15 protein-coding genes are annotated in these 18,305 nt (G+C 57.1%); 11 read left to right on the forward strand and 4 right to left on the reverse strand.

Going from position 1 to position 18,305, the window contains the following annotated elements:
- Positions 1-60: 60 nt before the first annotated feature.
- Positions 61-543: an Hcp family type VI secretion system effector gene (locus tag C5687_RS16200; RefSeq protein WP_104557363.1), complete on the reverse strand. Its 483-nt coding sequence runs from the start codon at positions 541-543 to the stop codon at positions 61-63.
- Positions 544-969: 426 nt separating this feature from the next.
- Between C5687_RS16200 and ymcF the strand changes: the two genes are divergently transcribed.
- The 9 genes from ymcF to C5687_RS16245 all read left to right on the forward strand — a co-directional run bounded on the left by ymcF (position 970) and on the right by C5687_RS16245 (position 9,488).
- Complete coding sequence (gene ymcF / locus C5687_RS16205; protein WP_032672600.1) at positions 970-1,158, forward strand: cold shock small protein YmcF; 189 nt, start codon at positions 970-972, stop codon at positions 1,156-1,158.
- A gap of 82 nt (positions 1,159-1,240) precedes the next feature.
- Entirely contained in the window at positions 1,241-2,650 is a 1,410-nt protein-coding gene (locus tag C5687_RS16210) for an aminotransferase-like domain-containing protein (protein WP_104557364.1), read from the forward strand.
- A gap of 272 nt (positions 2,651-2,922) precedes the next feature.
- On the forward strand, positions 2,923-4,068 hold the full coding sequence (gene ydcS, locus C5687_RS16215; RefSeq protein WP_025759116.1) for a putative ABC transporter substrate-binding protein YdcS: 1,146 nt from the start codon (positions 2,923-2,925) through the stop codon (positions 4,066-4,068).
- A gap of 17 nt (positions 4,069-4,085) precedes the next feature.
- Positions 4,086-5,099 (forward strand): ABC transporter ATP-binding protein, encoded by a 1,014-nt coding sequence (locus C5687_RS16220; protein WP_059386902.1) that lies wholly within the window; start codon positions 4,086-4,088, stop codon positions 5,097-5,099.
- A 1-nt stretch (position 5,100) separates the two neighbouring features.
- Positions 5,101-6,045: an ABC transporter permease gene (locus C5687_RS16225; protein ID WP_104557365.1), complete on the forward strand. Its 945-nt coding sequence runs from the start codon at positions 5,101-5,103 to the stop codon at positions 6,043-6,045.
- Entirely contained in the window at positions 6,035-6,841 is an 807-nt protein-coding gene (locus C5687_RS16230; RefSeq protein WP_104557366.1) for an ABC transporter permease, read from the forward strand. The genes C5687_RS16225 and C5687_RS16230 overlap by 11 nt, the downstream gene beginning before the upstream one ends.
- 24 nt (positions 6,842-6,865) lie before the next feature.
- Entirely contained in the window at positions 6,866-8,290 is a 1,425-nt protein-coding gene (gene patD, locus C5687_RS16235; protein WP_104557367.1) for an aminobutyraldehyde dehydrogenase, read from the forward strand.
- A 182-nt stretch (positions 8,291-8,472) separates the two neighbouring features.
- Positions 8,473-8,646 carry a GhoT/OrtT family toxin gene (locus tag C5687_RS16240; RefSeq protein WP_013096478.1) on the forward strand — a complete coding sequence of 58 codons (174 nt, stop codon included), beginning with the start codon at positions 8,473-8,475 and terminating at the stop codon, positions 8,644-8,646.
- Positions 8,647-8,732: 86 nt separating this feature from the next.
- The gene (locus tag C5687_RS16245; protein WP_104557368.1) at positions 8,733-9,488 is read left to right on the forward strand and encodes an alpha/beta fold hydrolase; all 756 of its coding nucleotides are present in this window, start codon (positions 8,733-8,735) and stop codon (positions 9,486-9,488) included.
- Positions 9,489-9,584: 96 nt separating this feature from the next.
- Here the strand turns inward: C5687_RS16245 and C5687_RS16250 are convergent, their stop codons facing one another.
- From C5687_RS16250 to C5687_RS16260, 3 genes are read right to left on the reverse strand one after another with little or no spacing between them, the layout of a single operon-like run.
- Positions 9,585-11,762: a virulence factor SrfC family protein gene (locus tag C5687_RS16250; RefSeq protein ID WP_104557369.1), complete on the reverse strand. Its 2,178-nt coding sequence runs from the start codon at positions 11,760-11,762 to the stop codon at positions 9,585-9,587.
- Positions 11,759-14,740, reverse strand: coding sequence for a virulence factor SrfB (locus C5687_RS16255; protein ID WP_045285048.1), 2,982 nt, complete (start codon positions 14,738-14,740; stop codon positions 11,759-11,761). Before C5687_RS16255 ends, C5687_RS16250 begins: the two co-directional genes overlap by 4 nt.
- Positions 14,741-14,744: 4 nt before the next feature.
- A complete protein-coding gene (locus tag C5687_RS16260) occupies positions 14,745-16,085 on the reverse strand; it encodes an SrfA family protein (protein ID WP_104557370.1) in 1,341 nt (446 codons plus the stop codon).
- A gap of 283 nt (positions 16,086-16,368) precedes the next feature.
- Here C5687_RS16260 and C5687_RS16265 point away from each other — a divergent pair, with 283 nt between their 5' ends.
- Both C5687_RS16265 and C5687_RS16270 read left to right on the forward strand, forming a co-directional pair.
- Positions 16,369-17,967, forward strand: a complete 1,599-nt coding sequence (locus C5687_RS16265) for an ABC transporter substrate-binding protein (RefSeq protein WP_104557371.1) — start codon at positions 16,369-16,371, stop codon at positions 17,965-17,967.
- Between the two features lie 101 nt (positions 17,968-18,068).
- On the forward strand, positions 18,069-18,302 hold the full coding sequence (locus tag C5687_RS16270) for a YdcY family protein (protein WP_104557372.1): 234 nt from the start codon (positions 18,069-18,071) through the stop codon (positions 18,300-18,302).
- The last annotated feature ends 3 nt before the right edge of the window (positions 18,303-18,305 follow it).

Raw genomic sequence — 18,305 nt, forward strand, 5'->3', positions numbered from 1 at the left:
CTAAGCCAGGACAGCTCAAAGTGGAAAGCTGATAGCCATTTAAATGAAAAGTACACCGAATCATCTGTCTTTCCACTCGTCAGAAAAAATAATATTACCGTCACAGTGCTTCCAGGTTATTTTTTCGTAACGCTGGGCGATACTTTCCAGATGGTTATGTTTCTCTGTTGCCGGGTTTTTAACGTCGTGCATGAGTGGACATATAGATACAACCTTGACATTCTCTAGCTGCATATTGAAGTATTCAACCTCCTGCCCGGAATCGTTGATTTTATACCACTTAAACTCTGCACTTTTCAGCGTCTGACCTTTTGCAACGGCTTTGTAGAGATAGGGGCTAGAACTGTCGAATTCCTTCTCAAAAACGAGGGCTGAATGAATACGGGTACCAGTAATTTTCCCCGTCATGCTGTCAGTTGGCAGATGCAGACCATGACCGAACCCCATCACCTCAATACTGCCCTCGCGATCTTGTACATCGACAGCGCCTTTGATATCTGCGCCACCATCGTCTTTTAGCCACAGGTATGCTGGAATGGCCATCTTTCACTCCTTTTTTCTTTAACAGTTCGTGTTTTGATGAGTGTTAATACTCCCTGTGTGTGCAGGTTATTAGGCAAAAAATGCCATACAATATCTTTATATTTTATTGAATTATAAATATTTTTTGCGGAATTGATTTCGTCTATACTTCATTCCGCTTTTAACGTTTCTGAATAAAAACGCTATTTTTATGAATTTTCCGCATAAAACCGCTTGCTTTGTCGTCAGCATCGTGCGTTAATGATCTTCTGGTTTTGAGTCCAAATAAATATCTGACGTAGTTTTATAAAGCAGTTCTCATCACGTTGTGCCTCTCCGCAGCCTCTCTTGGGTCTTTATCTACATTCCGATTAGTTTTGTTTCAAACCACTGTCGCCTGATCGGCTCATGAGTAATTTTACGTTTTTACGTTTACAGGAGAATCCTATGACTTCTTATATCCATTTTCGCTGCCCTTGCTGTCATGGCTCGCAGTACCGTACCTCAGCCTTTGATGTGTCTGAGAAAAACCCTTACGGCGCGAAATGCATCTTTTGCAAATCGCCAATGATTACGCTGGACCATCTGGCCGCAGCGCGTCAGGCGCAGAACCACGTTACCGGTTACCGTAAGTAATTCATTAAGCAAACTATAACAGTTAGCTAAATCTTCTCTTTTTCTCCTGCTGATATACACTGTCGGTCATAAGGAGAATCTGATGAAAAAATACCAGCGTCTGGCGCAACAAATTATCTCGCAGATCGAACTTGGCGTTTGGCTGCCGGGCGATAAGCTGCCCTCCCTGCGAGAGCAGGTGGCGAGCAGCGGCATGAGTTTTATGACCGTTGGCCACGCGTATCAGATGCTGGAAAGTCAGGGGCGCATTGTCGCCAGACCGCAGTCGGGCTATTACGTTGCCTCGCGCCCGACCACGCAACAGCCTGCGCCACCCGCTCAGGTCATGCGTGACGAAGCGGTGGATATCAACACCTACATCTTCGAGGTCTTACAGGCCAGCCGCGACCCCTCCGTTGTGCCTTTTGCTTCCGCGTTTCCCGACCCCCGCCTTTTCCCGCTTCAGCAGCTTAACCGCTCGCTGGCAAACGTCAGCAAAACGGCGACGGCGATGAGCGTGATTGAGAACCTGCCGCCGGGTAACGTCGATCTCCGCCACGCCATTGCCCGCCGCTACGCGCAGCAGGGGATGAACATCTCCCCGGAAGAGATCGTGATCACCGCAGGCGCGCTTGAAGCGCTGAATCTCAGCTTGCAGGCGGTCACCGAGCCCGGCGACTGGGTGATTGTCGAAAACCCCTGTTTCTACGGTGCGCTGCAGGCGCTGGAACGCCTGAAACTGAAAGCCCTGGCGATTGCGACGGACGTCCGCGAGGGGATCGATCTCAATGCGCTTGAGCAGGCGCTGAATGATTACCCGGTCAAAGCCTGCTGGATCATGACCAACAGCCAGAATCCGCTCGGCTTCACCCTGAGCGCGGAGAAAAAAGCACAGCTTGTCGCGCTGCTGACCCGGCATAACGTGCCGCTGATTGAAGATGACGTTTACAGCGAGCTCTATTTTGGGCGTGAAAAGCCGCTTCCGGCGAAAGCCTGGGATCGCCAGGACATGACGCTGCACTGCTCGTCATTTTCGAAATGTCTGGTGGCCGGCTTTCGCATTGGCTGGGTGGCGGCAGGAAAGCACGCGCGGCGCATTCAGCAGCTCCAGCTGATGAGCACGCTGTCCACCAGCTCTCCGATGCAGCTGGCGCTGGTGGATTACCTGGCGACCAAACGTTACGACGCCCATCTGCGCCGCCTGCGGCGCACGCTGGCCGAGCGAAAACAGCAGGCCTGGCAGTCGCTGTTGCGTCATATGCCTGCCGGGGTCAAAATTCACCATAACGACAGCGGCTATTTTTTATGGCTCGAACTTCCGGCCCAGCTGGATGCCGGGCTGTTGAGCGAACAGGCGTTGAGTCATCACATCAGCATTGCTCCGGGAAAGATGTTTTCCACCTCTGACGCGTGGACTCCGTTCTTCCGTTTTAATACCTCCTGGGCCTGGGGGGAACGGGAAGAGCAGGCGGTGATACAGTTAGGTAAATTAATTAGCAGTATGCTGAAATAACTATTCCCGCCTTTTACTCAATAATCATTCCTTATCTTTTTACCGGCGCGGCGACTATTTCGCCGCGCTGCGTCATACGAAATGTGCATACTGCCTCTCACGGCTAACCCCTTGTCTATAATCCAGTTAACGGGGAATGCGCCCCCGGTCACACCTTGATGAAATTTCCTTAAGCCGCACGGTGCGGCGCATTTGCGCGGTCTACGTTTATTAAGGGAGATATTTTTACGGCACGGCTGCCGCTAAATTTCATTGCGACAGGAGTAACTCTTATGAGCAAAAAATTTGCCCGCAGCAGCCTGTGTGCGCTCGGCATGACGATCATGACCGCGCAAGCCGCAGAACCGCCAAAAGCCATTGGCGACGGGGAAGGCCGGCTGGATATTATTGCCTGGCCGGGATACATCGAACGGGGGCAGACGGATAAAAATTATGACTGGGTCACCCAGTTTGAAAAAGAGACCGGCTGTGCGGTAAACGTCAAAACCGCGGCAACCTCGGATGAAATGGTCAGCCTGATGGCGAAAGGGGGATACGATCTGGTCACCGCGTCGGGTGATGCATCGCTCCGCCTGATCATGGGCAAACGCGTTCAGCCGATTAACCCCGATCTTATTCCCAACTGGAAAACCCTCGATGCACGGATAGTAAAAGGGGAATGGTTTAACGTCGGCGGGAAAGTCTACGGCACGCCCTATCAGTGGGGGCCCAACTTGCTGATGTACAACACCAAAACTTTCCCGACGCCACCGGACAGCTGGAGCGTCGTCTTTACCAGACAGGATCTGCCGGACGGTAAAACCAATCAGGGACGCGTTCAGGCCTACGACGGTCCGATTTACATCGCCGATGCGGCGCTGTTTGTCAAAGCCACGCAGCCGCAGTTGGGCATCAAAGACCCATACCAGCTCACGGAGGAACAATATGCCGCCGTGCTTAAGGTGCTTCGCGACCAGCATGCGCTGATCCACCGCTACTGGCACGACACCACCGTCCAGATGAGCGATTTTAAAAATGAAGGCGTCGTGGCCTCCAGCGCCTGGCCGTATCAGGCGAATGCCCTGAAGGCCGAGAACCAGCCCATCGCCACCGTCTTCCCGAAAGAGGGGGTGACCGGCTGGGCAGATACCACCATGCTGCACGCACAGGCAAAACACCCGATGTGCGCCTATAAATGGATGAACTGGTCGCTCACGCCGAAAGTGCAGGGCGATCTGGCCGCCTGGTTTGGCTCGCTTCCCGTCGTTCCGGAAGGGTGTAAGGCCAGCACGCTGCTGGGCGAAAAGGGTTGCGAAACAAACGGGTATAACGAGTTCGACAAAATCATGTTCTGGAAAACGCCGGTCGCAGAAGGCGGCAAATATGTGCCTTACAGCCGCTGGACGCAGGATTACATCGCCATCATGGGTGGCCGTTAATCGCCCGGGAGCAGAACATGACGTACGCGGTAGAGTTTAACGATGTTTCCCGCCTGTACGGCGACGTGCGGGCGGTGGATGGGGTGACCATTGCGATCCGTGACGGAGAGTTTTTCTCCATGCTGGGGCCTTCGGGCTCCGGCAAAACCACCTGCCTGCGGCTGATCGCCGGTTTTGAGCAGCTGTCAGGCGGCACGATTTCTATCTTTGGCAAAGAGGCGAGCGAGCTGCCGCCCTGGGAGCGGGACGTGAACACCGTGTTCCAGGACTATGCGCTGTTCCCGCATATGTCGATCCTCGATAATGTCGCTTACGGGTTGATGGTAAAAGGCGTCGATAAGAAAAAACGCCATGCGCAGGCCCGGGATGCGCTGGAAAAAGTGGGTCTGAGCTTTGCCGTTGCCCGCAAACCTTCGCAACTTTCCGGTGGCCAGCGTCAGCGTGTCGCCATCGCCCGGGCGCTGGTCAATGAGCCGCGCGTGTTGCTGCTGGACGAGCCGTTAGGTGCACTCGATCTCAAACTGCGTGAACAGATGCAGTTCGAGCTGAAGAAACTTCAGCAGGAACTCGGCATCACCTTTATTTTCGTCACCCACGATCAGGGCGAAGCGCTGTCCATGTCAGATCGGGTGGCGGTATTCAATAATGGACGCATCGAGCAGGTGGATACCCCACGCGATCTTTACATGCGTCCGCGTACGCCGTTTGTTGCCGGTTTTGTTGGCACGTCCAACGTCTTCGATACGGTCCTTGCGCAGAAGATATGCGGTATGGAAGGCGCTTATTCACTGCGTCCGGAACATATTCGCCTTAACCAGAGCGGTGACGTTCAGGTTCAGGGATGCGTGCAGGCCGTTCAGTACCAGGGGGCCGCCACGCGTCTGGAACTGAAACTGGATAATGGCGCAAAACTGCTGGTGAGCCAGGCCAACGTCAGTGACGTCTCGTCGCTGAACGGCGTTGCGCCGGGGCAGGTCGTGATGGCGTCGTGGTCACGCGAGGCGATGATCCGCCTTCACGAGGAGAGGTGAAATGGAGATGAGCGTTGCGCATCCTGGTCCCTCTCGTAGCCGCATGAGCCGCATAACCGCACTGTTCTGGCGTAAACCGTCGCTTGGGCTGTTCCTGCTGCTGCTTGCGCCGCTGATGTGGTTTGGCATTGTCTATTTAGGGTCGTTGCTGACCCTGCTGTGGCAAGGGTTTTACACCTTTGATGACTTCACCATGGCCGTCACGCCGGATCTGACTCTGGCGAACATCCTGGCGCTCTTCAACCCGGCAAACTACGACATTATCCTGCGTACGTTAACCATGGCGATTGCGGTGACCATTGCCAGCGCTATTCTGGCATTTCCGATGGCGTGGTACATGGCGCGATACACTCATGGCAAGTGGAAGGCGTTTTTCTACATTGCGGTGATGCTGCCGATGTGGGCGAGCTACATCGTCAAAGCCTATGCCTGGACGTTGCTGCTGGCGAAAGATGGTGTGGCGCAGTGGTTTCTCAGCCATCTGGGTCTGGAGCCGATCCTGACCTCACTCCTGACGCTTCCGGGCATTGGCGGCAACACGCTTTCAACCTCCGGGCTGGGACGGTTTCTGGTCTTCGTCTATATCTGGCTGCCGTTTATGATCCTGCCGGTCCAGGCGGCGCTGGAACGCCTGCCAGTCTCTTTACTGCAGGCCTCGGCCGATCTCGGGGCGCGACCCCGCCAGACCTTTCGCTACGTCGTTCTGCCGCTGGCCATTCCGGGTATTGCGGCGGGTTCGATATTTACTTTTTCCCTGACGCTGGGGGATTTCATTGTTCCCCAACTGGTGGGGCCGCCGGGCTATTTCATCGGCAATATGGTCTATTCCCAGCAGGGCGCCATTGGCAATATGCCGATGGCCGCCGCGTTCACGCTGGTGCCCATCGTGCTGATTTCGCTTTATCTGGCGTTAGTGAAACGCCTGGGAGCATTCGATGCACTCTGAACGCGCACCACTGTTCCTGAAAGTCGCAGCTTGGGGAGGCGTTATCTTCCTGCACTTCCCGCTGCTGATCATCGCCACCTACGCCTTTAACACCGAAGACGCCGCCTTCAGCTTTCCGCCGCAGGGGCTGACGCTGAAGTGGTTTAGCGTGGCAGCGGGGCGCGGAGACATTATTGAGTCCGTGACGTTGTCACTTCAAATTGCGGCGTTTTCCACCGCGATTGCCCTTGTCCTTGGCACGCTTGCTGCAGCGGCCCTGTGGCGAAGTGCGTTTTTTGGCAAGAATGCGATCTCCCTGTTGCTGCTATTGCCGATTGCGTTACCGGGGATCATCACCGGACTGGCGCTGCTGACCGCGTTCAAAACCATCAACCTTGAGCCGGGCTTTTTCACTATCGTGGTGGGACACGCCACCTTTTGCGTGGTGGTGGTGTTTAACAACGTGATTGCCCGGTTCCGACGCACCTCCTGGAGCCTGGTGGAAGCGTCGATGGATCTTGGGGCCGACGGCTGGCAAACCTTCCGCTATGTCGTGCTGCCCAATCTGGGTTCAGCGCTGCTGGCCGGGGGAATGCTGGCGTTTGCCCTGTCGTTTGACGAGATAATCGTCACAACCTTTACGGCGGGACACGAGCGCACGTTACCGCTGTGGTTGCTTAACCAGCTCGGGCGTCCCCGCGACGTGCCGGTCACCAACGTGGTTGCACTGCTGGTGATGCTGGTTACAACCGTCCCCATTCTGGGAGCCTGGTGGCTAACCCGCGACGGCGAGAGCATTGCCGGCAGCGGGAAATAACATTCATTTCAACAGGACAATGCTATGCAAACACATCTGCTGATTAAGGGTGAACTGGTTGCCGGAGAAGGAGAGGTGCAGCCGGTTTATAATCCGGCCACCGGAGAGGTACTGCTGGACATTGCTGAAGCGTCACCGGCCCAGGTCAATGCGGCGGTAGAGGCCGCTGATCGGGCGTTCATCGACTGGAGGCAGACCACGCCCAAAGCGCGTGCGGAGTGCCTGCTGAAACTAGCTGACGCCATCGAGGCGAGTGGTGAAGAATTTGCCCGGCTCGAATCTCTCAACTGTGGCAAGCCGCTGCACTGCGTTCTGGGGGATGAGATCCCGGCGGTGGTCGATGTTTTCCGTTTCTTTGCCGGGGCGGCCCGCTGCCTGAATGGCCTCGCCGCCGGAGAGTATCTTGATGGCCACACGTCGATGATCCGCCGCGATCCGGTCGGCGTGGTGGCCTCTATCGCGCCGTGGAACTACCCGCTGATGATGGCGGCATGGAAGCTCGCGCCAGCGCTCGCTGCCGGTAACTGCGTGGTGATCAAACCCTCTGAAATTACGCCGCTGACGGCGCTGAAGCTGGCGGAGCTGGCAAAGGACATCTTCCCGGCGGGAGTGCTGAACGTGCTGTTTGGCCGCGGTAAGACGGTCGGCGATCCGCTGACCGGGCATGAAAAAGTCCGCATGGTCTCGCTGACCGGTTCGATTGCGACCGGGGAACATATCATCGGCCATACGGCTTCCTCCATTAAGCGCACCCACATGGAACTGGGCGGCAAAGCGCCCGTTATTGTGTTTGATGACGCCGACCTGGATGCGGTGGTCGAAGGGGTACGGACGTTTGGCTTCTACAATGCCGGGCAGGACTGTACGGCCGCCTGCCGTATCTATGCTCAGAAAGGGATCTATGCTGCGCTCGTGGAAAAACTGGGCGCCGCGGTAGCCAGCCTCAAAATGGGCGCCCCGGAGGATGGGGATACCGAGCTGGGGCCCCTCAGTTCTGCCGCCCATCTTTCACGCGTCTGTCAGGCTGTCGATGAGGCGAAAGCGCTCGGCCATATCCGCGTGGTTACGGGCGGGAGCAAAAAAGAGGGGGCGGGCTACTACTTCCAGCCAACCCTGCTGGCGGGGGCAAAACAGGACGACGCCATCGTCCAGCGCGAGGTGTTTGGCCCGGTGGTGAGCGTCACCGAGTTTGATGACGAGGCGCAGGTGCTGGCCTGGGCGAACGATTCACAGTACGGCCTGGCGTCATCGGTCTGGACCAAAGACGTGGGCCGCGCCCATCGCCTGAGCGCGCGCCTGCAGTATGGCTGCACCTGGGTGAATACCCATTTTATGCTGGTGAGCGAAATGCCGCATGGCGGCATGAAATTATCCGGCTACGGCAAGGATATGTCGGTCTACGGACTGGAGGATTATACGGTCGTCCGGCACGTCATGATTAAGCACTAAGCCTGCGCGCCTGGCCGTTTACGCGGTCGGGCGTTCACCTTGTCCGTGATGGGTGTTAAGCAAGATACTCAATTGTTATTAGCCGTAGTTTTTAAGTGGTTATTCTGTAACGAAAAAACTTGATCTGTGTCAACATATGACGCATATTGCGTGCGGTTATTTTTTCGGCTCTGGTATACAGAATGACGTTGTATCAAAAGATGTTGGTTTTTTACGCAATCATGGCTTCCATCTGCGCATTAATCACCTGGTTCCTCTCTAAAGACCGCAAACGTATCCGACTGCTCAGTGCTTTTCTGGTGGGGTCAACCTGGCCAATGAGTTTTCCCGTTGCACTGCTGGTCTCGCTTTTCTGAAGCTCCCTTCCATTTTTAATAGATGAATATGGCATTCCAGATACGGTAACTGTATAAATACACAGTGCATCGTAAAAGGAGTGCTTATGAACAGTTTTTACTCGCAACAGGCCGGTTGCACCGTGCGCTGGCATGATTTGCCCGGCACTGGCGATCCCGTGGTGCTCATTCACGGGTTGGGCTGTGCCGCTTCCTATGAATATCCCCGTGTCGTGCATGACCCTCAGTTCGGGGCGCGCCGGGCCATTCTCGTCGATCTGCCAGGTAGCGGCTACAGCGATAAACCTGCGCACTACCGCTACCGAACCACCGATCAGGCCCGTGTCGTCGTGGAGCTGATTAACCATCTCAAACTGGACACCTTCTGGCTGTACGGTCACAGCATGGGCGGCAGTATTGCTATCGAAACGGCGGGGATGCTGCCCGCGCGCGTGAAAGGGCTGATGGTGTCGGAACCCAATTTTCATGCGGGTGGGGGCATGTTCAGCCGGTCTATCGCAGCACAAACCGAGCAACAATTTCTGGAACAGGGCTATGACGCTATGCTGCGCGCCGAAACCACGGCGTGGGCAGGGTGCCTGCAGAGCAATGCCCCTTACGCCGTCTGGCGCGGTGCCGCGAGTCTGGTGGCGGGCGTTGAGCCAGAATGGGAGGTGCAGTTCCTGTCACTCCCGTGCCCGGTAACGCTGATTTTCGGCGAGCGGTCGCTGCCGGATGACGATGTGGATAATCTGAAGCAGAAGGGCGTTGCGGTAAAAATCATCCCTGCGGCGGGCCACTCAATGTCCTGGGAAAACCCCTCCGCGCTGGCGCAGACGCTAGCCGGGTGTATGACGGAGTGACCGACCGGCGGTGACGGGTCTGCAGCGGTGAAGAATCCAGGCCGGGTAAGCGCAGCGCCACCCGGCAAGAAAGGCGGCTACAGTGTTAATCCGCCCTCAGCGTAATAACGCCTGCAGAGCCTTGCGGGCCCCCGGCTGAACATCATGCGGGTGCTGGTAATCAATGTTCTCTATTGCGCGGCTATAGAGCGCAACCAGCCAGTCGTAAACGTACGCAGTGGCCGCATGCACAGGCTGTTCCCCCAGGCGCGTCAGGCGGGGACCGGCGCTGCTGACGACCGGCGTGACGAAGATAGCCTGACCCTTGCGGATGCGGCTGGCCGGACGTGTCGCCACGGGCGTCTGGTCATAACCCAGCCAGCCAATGAAATTGCCCATCACGGCATGCAGTTGCGCCGCGCTACTTTTATCCGCTTCGACAATACGCTGTAGCTGCTGAGGCAGATCCAGCCGGTAACTGGTGACTACCAGCACATCTGCGATTTGCTGCAACACGGCGGGTTCCAGCCCCAGACGGGCGGCGGTAGCTTCATTGCGGCTCCACTGACGCAGATGGTTTATCCAGACCCGGTGCGCAAGACGCGCTTTGTCTTTTGTCTGGTACTGCGCGGTATTCTCCTGGGCGCTGTCGGCAAACAGGTCAATGGTGTCCGTGAACAGTCCGTTAACCTGCTCCTCACGCGGTTGCTGAACGGCCAGCAGCGTTTCAAAGGCTTTGAGCGGCGGCAGCAGACCATCCAGCAGCTCACCGTGGCGGGCGGCGCTGCTTTGCAGCGTGCGTACCATGTTTTCCGCCTGAGCACGTCGGGTGCCCGGCTCTTCAACCAGCGGTACCAGATAACTTTGCATCAGCGATGAAAGCGCCTGGCGCAACCCATTTTTCAGCGTGCTGAGACGCTTGTGTCGCAGCGCAGGCAGCGTGGCCTGAGACAGCCACTCGATGACGCGCTGCATACTGTGGCTGTCCAGCGCCTGCAGCGTACCCCAGCGCAAACCCGGCTTGCCGAGCAGGTGTTGAACGGCTTCATCAAGATTCTGCCGGGTGGTGAAGCGGGCGTCATGGGGAGTAATCGCCCAGACCAGGCCCGGCAGAGCAGAGTCTTCCGCAGGCTGCGTCTCCTTGACCCAGTTCATTAACACTTTTGCTTTTTTGGCTGTCTGCTCGTGCTGCGCCGTGGCGTTGCAAATGACCAGCACATCCGGCTCGAGCTGTTGACGGTAATGCTCCAGCAACCACTGGGATTTCGCCTGACGCAGCGGGTCAGCACCGGTATCTTCAACAAGCGGGATATCAATGATATCGACATTATCCAGGGCCGCGTTCTCAACCGGCAACACCAGCTCGCGGGTCAGGAAGGCAAGTACATCGACGGGGATGCTGATCGCGTTAAGCATTTCGCCGTCATTCAACGGATGAAGCAGCGTCTCCTGGGCGTCCTGCAGGGCTGGCGTACCGTCGTGTGTCAGGAACCCTTCACCCGGCAGCCCAAAGCTATCCACCAGCAGGCTCAGCGGGGCGGCGAGGGCGCTGGCATGGCTGGTCTGATGCAGCACATGGGCCAGGTTTAACCACTGCTGGGTCAGCTCCTGCTGCTCGCCCCACAGCAACGACCAGACGCTGGCGCGCGTGCTGAGATCCAGCGATGGCACCAGCTGGGCAAACTCATGCCACAGGGCGTCATCAATTTGCTGTTTAGCGGCAGGCACCGTGCTTTGCCAGAAGCGGGCAATCGCCCCCACTTCCTGCGCCGTGATGCCGGGCACGCCCTGCGGCTGGCGCAGGCCGCGCCATTTCTCCAGGCGTGTCTCAATAACCGCCTTATCCACCGCGCGTATCTGCGGATGCAGCGTCGTGCGGGTAATGAAAAGCTGGACCAGCTCGGCCTCGGTAACCAGACTCAGACGCAGCGGGAATGCCTCATCCACCACGTCAGGGGTTTCGCGGGTGAAGCGAACGGCCATATTGGTCAGGGCATGTCCCGGGTTGATATGCGAAAAATAGTCAAAGCTGCGCTGGCCCGGCGTCACGTTCAGGCGGCCATTCCCGCTGCCGCACAGGGACAACAGCAGGTGCGCTTTCGCGCTCTGGGAATGACCGTAAAGCCCGATGCTGCTCTGGCGGGTCATGGCGCGTTCAATGGCCTGCTCCCGCGCCTGCACCGCGTTGATTCGGGCAAGCAGGGCGTCGGCATCGTTATCCAGTACAGGGGCGTTCAGGCGGGTCTCATTAATCCACCCGATTAAGGCCTGAGTGGTGGTGGTCGTCGCTGTCATTTCAGGTATACGCTCCCGCTGTCGATCCAGTAATGGCTGCCGCTGTGTCGGCGATCGGCCAGAGTATTCAGTTTGAAAGTTAATGCGTCAGGTGCCACCGGCGTGCCGTCCTGCAGCCAGGCATCGCTTAGCTCAAAGGCCTCCGGGCCCTCCTGCTTGCTGCCGCCGCAGAGTTTGAGCCGAACGTTCAGCACGCCGTCGCCGGCAATCGCTTTCGCCAGTTCAGGTGAGTTAATGCTGAGCGTGTAGAGCGGCGTGGCGGGCCAGCGCGCGTTCGCCAGCTGACGGAAGCCGAGGGTAACGTTACCGCGCAGCGGGAAGTGCAGGCGCGCGTCGAGTTTCGCACCCGGTTTATCGAGGTCGATATCCTGGTACCAGACGTTTTCCTCGCGCAGGGTATTCACGGTGTTATCCAGCACGCCGAGATAACGCACGGTGGAGTACGCCCCAATGTCCGCGGCTTTAAAGTTGAAGCGCGGCAGACGCAGGTCAAGGGCCAGGCTGCAGAGCATGGCTCCCACGGCAGCCGTCGATTTCGGGTTGCCAATCCGCCCCTGCTGGCTGAACGGATACCATTCGTGCACCTGGTATTTATCCAGCCAGACGATGCGGTTAACCGGCACCGGCTGCAGATGGCGAATCAGCGCCTGAACACCGGGCAGGCAGCCAGGACGCCCGGTGATGAGCAGAATATCGCAGCTGTAATGTGAAATCGCCTCACACACCGCGTGCAGCGGCGAGGCCAGCGTAAACTGCCCGGCCAGCATCGCGTCCTGCATTTCGCGGAAATTGACATGCAGCGGCACGGCGAACAGGTCAAAAGCGTCGGAACCCGCCGGCAGGGCATGATCGATGGCCTGCTGCAGATAATTCATCACATTGCGGGTCGGTTTCTGCGGCAGAAGATCGCCAAAGGTGGCATGCAGACCGGCCAGCGGATCGTCAACATCGCTGGATTCCCACGCGGCAAGAATGGCATGACCAATCGGCATAAAGAGCTGAAGGGCTGTTTGCTGGCGAAGTACGGCCTGGGTATCAATGCGCCCGGAGTCGCCGAACAGTGACGCCATCAGCAAGGAGGCATCCGCAATGCCCGATTTCTGTAACTGCGTTTGCAGGGCGGGCAGTACGTAGCGCTGAATCACGTCCAGTAACGTATCGTCGCCCGCCACCTTAAACCCTTCGCGGAACAGGAGCTGCGGAGTGATTTTGACGTTATTGCCGGAGCCGTCATCCAGCTGGTAATGGGTGATCGCCATATCCGTGGTGCCCCCGCCAATGTCGATGGAGGCGACGCGCAACGCCCGGCCCGGCTGCGCACCGGGCTCAGGCTCACGGTCCGGACGAGCAAGGGAGGCGAAGAAGGCTTCCGTCTGACCGCCAAAGCGGGAGATCGCTTCGTTATACAGCCAGACCAGTTGACCGCAGCTGGCTTCGTCCCACTCCATCTGGATTTCTGGCACCGGCACCACGCTTTTTTCCTGCTGTTTGCGGGTGACAAAATCCTCATCCTGCGGGTGCCATCCCATCGCTTTCCAGACAATGGCGATGGCTTCGAACATGCGGCGGCGGAAAATTTCGCGCTCCTGCTTAGGCATGGCCGAGGGCAGCGTCAGGATCAGGGTACGCAGCTGGCGCGGCGACGCCGGGAAGCCCAGACGCAGGCGCGTGGCGACGCTGTTGATCTGCCCCAGCGCCTGCGCCAGCAGTTCGCACAGCATGTGCGTCATCAGCGTGCTGCGGCTGTACTGCGGCGAGAAGACCGGCAGTCGCTCATCCTGCGGCAGCGTGAAGAGCGGCTCGCCGTCATCGTTCATCAGGTTCATCAGCGGGAACGCGGTGGCAAGCGGTTCACGCTGGGTTTTGCTGTTCATCTGGCTAAAGCGCCAGTCCTGTACCACCGGTGTTTCATCCCACAGGTAGCGACGCGGACTGGAGATGCCGCTGTTACCTTCGGTTCCCAGACGCTGCATCGCCAGCTTGCGGGCTTCATCACCGACGCGGACAATCGACGGCCAGACAAAGGCATCTTCGCGACCGCTTTCAACCGAGAAGTGCTGCTTGCCAAAACGCGCCTCCGAAAACTCAAGACGGCTGGTAAACAGCGGCTCATTAAGGAATTGCGGCTCGCTTAATGAGCGTACCTGCAGTTCGGCGGTCTGGCGTAGACCATCGTTCGCATCGCCGTGGTCTTCAATAATCACTCCGCAGGTGTGGGTATTCCCCACGTCGAGGATCAGGTCGACCGGAATGGCCGGGGTGCTGAGCGTATGGGTAACAAATTTGACTTCCGGCACGGTGAGCTGTTCACCGAGCATGGTCAACAGGTTAAGCCAGTGCGCCTGATATTCAAAACTGCGCATCGCCTGCTGCAGATCGCGCTCGGAACGGTTTTCTACGCCATCGGCATACTGGGTAAACGCCTCGCGCAGCCAGCCGTCAATCCAGGTCTGATCGAGGAAATTTTCAACTTCCGCATCGCGCCACGCCAGGGCAAAGCGGGTCCCGTTCAGGATATCGTTCTCAACCGGGGAGAGGGCGGACGTGGCATGTCCGGCAATCTGGCTGTCCAGCGCCAGGGTCACACGGTGGGTATTGCCTGCCGTGTCGGGGGTGTCAAGCTTGCGCACCTGTACGCGGGCCCAGTTATCCGGCCCTTCCACAAAAGTCCGCGGCGGGTTGAAGCGCAGGAAAGGCACGGGGAGCCAGACGCCATCCAGAACCGCCAGCGACTGATGCAGCGGGATGGTGGTTTCCGGTTTGACCACTTCTGGCTGCCCGCCGTTAATGCCCGGCAGGGTATAGCGCCCGTTAACCATGTCGAAATCGAGTCGTAAAAGCGGGCCATTCGCGGTTTTACGTACGAAGCGCCCGTGACTGGCGGTGTCCTGCGGCGTCAGGCCGAAATCCAGGAACTGCACGCCGCTGTTAGCAATAAGCGTGACGCTTTGTTTATAGTCGCAAAGATTTACCAGCATAGGATCAGGCACCTGCTTTCTTGAACGTCAGGGGGACGACGGTGTTTGCATCATAACGTGCGCGACATTCTGCTATATCGCTGGTACCTGCTTTACAGGCAATTTCCGGCATCGGGTAGCGGGAACCGTCGGTGCAGCGGGCAGTACCGCGACTCTTGAGCATCAGTTCACCATTGCTGTGCAGCCCGGAGAAGACTTCCGCGCGACAGACAATGTTGTCGCCATGAACAACACGGGCGAAACCTTTATTGTTCTGGATTTGATAGCGCATTGACGGCGGCTTGCCGGTCACCGGATCTTTTACGTCGAGGATGGCGCGCCAGGTGCCGTTCAGGAAACGCGTGGATCCCGCTTTTACCTGATTCGCTTCCATTACCATGGCATCTTTCGGGATGGCGGCAATCACCACCGGAGCGGGCTGTGGCGCAGGCGCAGGCTCTTTCTCTTTGCTGGCCACCACCTCTGCCTGATGCAGCGGTAACGTCATCGCCAGCGGCTCAACCGCTTTAATCGGCTTTGGCGCAATCTCCACGGGCTGAGGGGCGGGGGCCGGTGCGGGCTCGGCGGAAGGCGCCTGTTTTGGCCACAGCAGCGGCGCGGCGATAGCGGCAACGATCACGGCAGCAACCGGCAGCGTCCACAGGGGGATACGACGTTTTTTCGCGACAACCGCCGGGGCCGGTTCCTCTACGGGTTGCGCAACAACCGGGGCTGGCTCAGGTTCGTACAGCTCTTCCGACGTAATGCGCACCACTGTAGAAGGGGCGACCAGCGGCTCGTCAGCGTGCTCAAAGGTCACCACAGGTTCGGGTTCCGGCTCGGGCTCAGGATCGTCAATCACAACGGGGTCAGGCTCAGGGATCAGGGATTCACGCAGGCAGTCGAGGACATCGTCGCGCGCATTTTCGTTGAGGTTTACAAATCCCCAGAAGCTGATCACCGGTTTTCCGTCCACCAGGAAAAGGAAATTTTCACCCGGGAACTGAAACGCCTTTGACAGCAGAGAGCCAAAAAGCTGTTGCGCAGTTTTGGGCGACTGGAGGCATTTCTTGCTTAACGACTCGACGCTGGCGAGCGTGTTTTCCAGATAGCGCAGGGCGCGATAACGGTCATCTTCACCGGCCGCTTTCCAGCTGGTTACGCTCCCGTCAACAGGAGAATACCAGTCCACGCGGTCACCGCTGTCGTTGACCTGAGGAATAGCCAGACAGTCGACGATGGCCTGCTGTTTGCGCAACCGGAGCGCTTCCCGGATTTGTAACGCTGATTCAAAAACGGCTTGTCCGCCGCCGCCAACGGCCTGAAAATCATCCAGATTACCGCTGCGTAAAAGAGTTTTTGCCACGATTTGATCCCATATACTTCTTCACACCGTTACTTTAACGAAACGAGGAAGCAAACAAACGGAGGAAGAGACGCTAAAAGCGCCGATTTCTTGCGGCATAGAAAGTGACGGTTGTGCTTGACGAATAATGGCACTTAAGACAAATCGCTTTTTCTGACGCTGGCTGCAAAACCAGCGAAAAACGTAACTTTAGAATAACCTGATAGTGTTTAGTTATTTGCCAGGTGATTACGGCTGTGCTGTTATTACTGTTCTATATAATAAAATTGTCAGGGTTATAACCATGTCTACAGGGAAAACACTGCTCGCCCTTGCGCTGAGCGCACTTTTACCAGCCGGTGCCGCATGGGCGGCAAACAACGACACCCTTATTTACTGTTCTGAAGCGTCCCCCGAGTCCTTCAACCCGCAAATTGCCAGCTCTGGACCGTCTTTTGTGGCCAGCTCTCAGGTGCTCTATAACCGCCTGATCAATTTCGATCCGGTGAAAAATACCCCGGTGCCGTCACTTGCCGAGTCCTGGACGATTTCACCTGACGGCAAGACCTATACCTTTACCCTGCGCAAAGGGGTGAAGTTCAACAGCAATAAATACTTCAAACCGACGCGTGACTTTAACGCCGATGACGTTATTTTCTCGGTTATGCGTCAGAAAGACCCTAAACACCCGTACCACAATGTGTCGCAGGGCAATTACGAATACTTTAACGATGTGGGTCTCGATAAACTGATCCAGGACGTGAAAAAGGTCGATGATTACCACGTTCAGTTCACCCTCAGTGAACCTAACGCCGCATTCCTGGCCGACTGGGGGATGGATTTCGCCTCCATTCTCTCCGCTGAATACGCCGACACGATGTTGAAAAAAGGCACTCCGGAGAACGTGGACACCTGGCCGATTGGTACCGGGCCTTACGTTCTCCAGCAGTACAAAGTGGATTCGCTGATCCGCTACGTCGCAAACCCGAACTACTGGGAAGGCGAAGTGCCGACGAAGCATCTCATCTTCTCCATCACGCCAAACGTGGAAACCCGCCTGGCGAAGCTGCAGACCAACGAGTGCCAGATCATTCCTGCGCCGTCCCCGGTGCAGTTTGATGTTATCAAGAACAACAAAGACCTGACGCTGCACTCGGTCGATGCGCTGAACGTCGGCTATCTGGCGTTTAACACCGAGAAAAAACCGTTTGATAACGTGCTGGTGCGTCAGGCGTTGAACTACGCGACCGACAAGAAGGCCATCGTTAATGCGGTGTTTATGGGGTCGGGCACGGTGGCAAAATCGCCGATCCCGCCAAACATGCTGGGCTTTAACAAAGCGTTGAAGGACTACAGCTACGATCCTGAAAAAGCGAAAGCGCTGCTGAAGCAGGCCGGGCTGGAGAAGGGCGCGGAGGTCACGCTGTGGTCAATGCCGGTTCAGCGTCCGTATAACCCTAACTCCCGTCGTATCGCTGAGATGATCCAGAGCGACTGGGCAAAAGTCGGCGTGAAGGCCAAAATTGTCTCTTACGAATGGGGCGAATACCTCTCCGGCATGCGTAAAGGCGAACATGACTCTGCGCTGTTTGGCTGGATGTCCGATAACGGCGATCCGGACAACTTTGCCGATGTGCTGCTGGGCTGCAACAGCATTAAAACCGGCTCAAACGCCGCGCGCTGGTGTGACAAGGGGTATGATGCCCTGGTACAAAAAGCGAAGCTGACCAGCAACCCGGCGGAGCGTGCGAAACTCTACGGCCAGGCGCAGGAAATCTTCTACCAGCAGGCGCCGTGGATCGCGCTGGCGAACGGCAAAACGTTCTATGCGACCCGGAGCAACATAACCGGGTACAGCGTGAGCCTGATGGGCAGCGATTTCTCAAAAGCGAAGCTGAATTAAGTATGTCATCGCCGGGTGGCGGCTACGCCTTACCCGGCCTACATTTGGCACCCGTAGGCCCGGTAAGCGTAGCGCTACCGGGCACATAACAAGGAGTGACAATGTCACATTTAAACGACGTGATCGCCCGTGTCGATGCCGCGATTAACGAAGGCGTCATCACCCATATGAATGAACTGCTGATTGAACTGAGCGATGACGCTGAGCTAAGCCGTGAAGAGCGCTACACCCAGCAACAACGCCTGCGTACCGCCATTTCGCACCACGGTAAGGAGCACAAAGAAGAGATGGAGGCGCGTCACGAACAGTTGACCAAAGGTGGCACGATCCTCTAGCGA

Source organism: Enterobacter sichuanensis (assembly GCF_002939185.1).
Classification (GTDB): domain Bacteria; phylum Pseudomonadota; class Gammaproteobacteria; order Enterobacterales; family Enterobacteriaceae; genus Enterobacter; species Enterobacter sichuanensis.

What these genes read in the sequence shown, in the direction of transcription:
- C5687_RS16200 (WP_104557363.1), bottom strand. Translation starts at nt 543, where the DNA reads ATGGCCATTCCAGCATACCTGTGGCTAAAAGACGATGGTGGCGCAGAT.
- ymcF (WP_032672600.1), top strand. Translation starts at nt 970, where the DNA reads ATGACTTCTTATATCCATTTTCGCTGCCCTTGCTGTCATGGCTCGCAG.
- C5687_RS16210 (WP_104557364.1), top strand. Translation starts at nt 1,241, where the DNA reads ATGAAAAAATACCAGCGTCTGGCGCAACAAATTATCTCGCAGATCGAA.
- ydcS (WP_025759116.1), top strand. Translation starts at nt 2,923, where the DNA reads ATGAGCAAAAAATTTGCCCGCAGCAGCCTGTGTGCGCTCGGCATGACG.
- C5687_RS16220 (WP_059386902.1), top strand. Translation starts at nt 4,086, where the DNA reads ATGACGTACGCGGTAGAGTTTAACGATGTTTCCCGCCTGTACGGCGAC.
- C5687_RS16225 (WP_104557365.1), top strand. Translation starts at nt 5,101, where the DNA reads ATGGAGATGAGCGTTGCGCATCCTGGTCCCTCTCGTAGCCGCATGAGC.
- C5687_RS16230 (WP_104557366.1), top strand. Translation starts at nt 6,035, where the DNA reads ATGCACTCTGAACGCGCACCACTGTTCCTGAAAGTCGCAGCTTGGGGA.
- patD (WP_104557367.1), top strand. Translation starts at nt 6,866, where the DNA reads ATGCAAACACATCTGCTGATTAAGGGTGAACTGGTTGCCGGAGAAGGA.
- C5687_RS16240 (WP_013096478.1), top strand. Translation starts at nt 8,473, where the DNA reads ATGACGTTGTATCAAAAGATGTTGGTTTTTTACGCAATCATGGCTTCC.
- C5687_RS16245 (WP_104557368.1), top strand. Translation starts at nt 8,733, where the DNA reads ATGAACAGTTTTTACTCGCAACAGGCCGGTTGCACCGTGCGCTGGCAT.
- C5687_RS16250 (WP_104557369.1), bottom strand. Translation starts at nt 11,762, where the DNA reads ATGACAGCGACGACCACCACCACTCAGGCCTTAATCGGGTGGATTAAT.
- C5687_RS16255 (WP_045285048.1), bottom strand. Translation starts at nt 14,740, where the DNA reads ATGCTGGTAAATCTTTGCGACTATAAACAAAGCGTCACGCTTATTGCT.
- C5687_RS16265 (WP_104557371.1), top strand. Translation starts at nt 16,369, where the DNA reads ATGTCTACAGGGAAAACACTGCTCGCCCTTGCGCTGAGCGCACTTTTA.
- C5687_RS16270 (WP_104557372.1), top strand. Translation starts at nt 18,069, where the DNA reads ATGTCACATTTAAACGACGTGATCGCCCGTGTCGATGCCGCGATTAAC.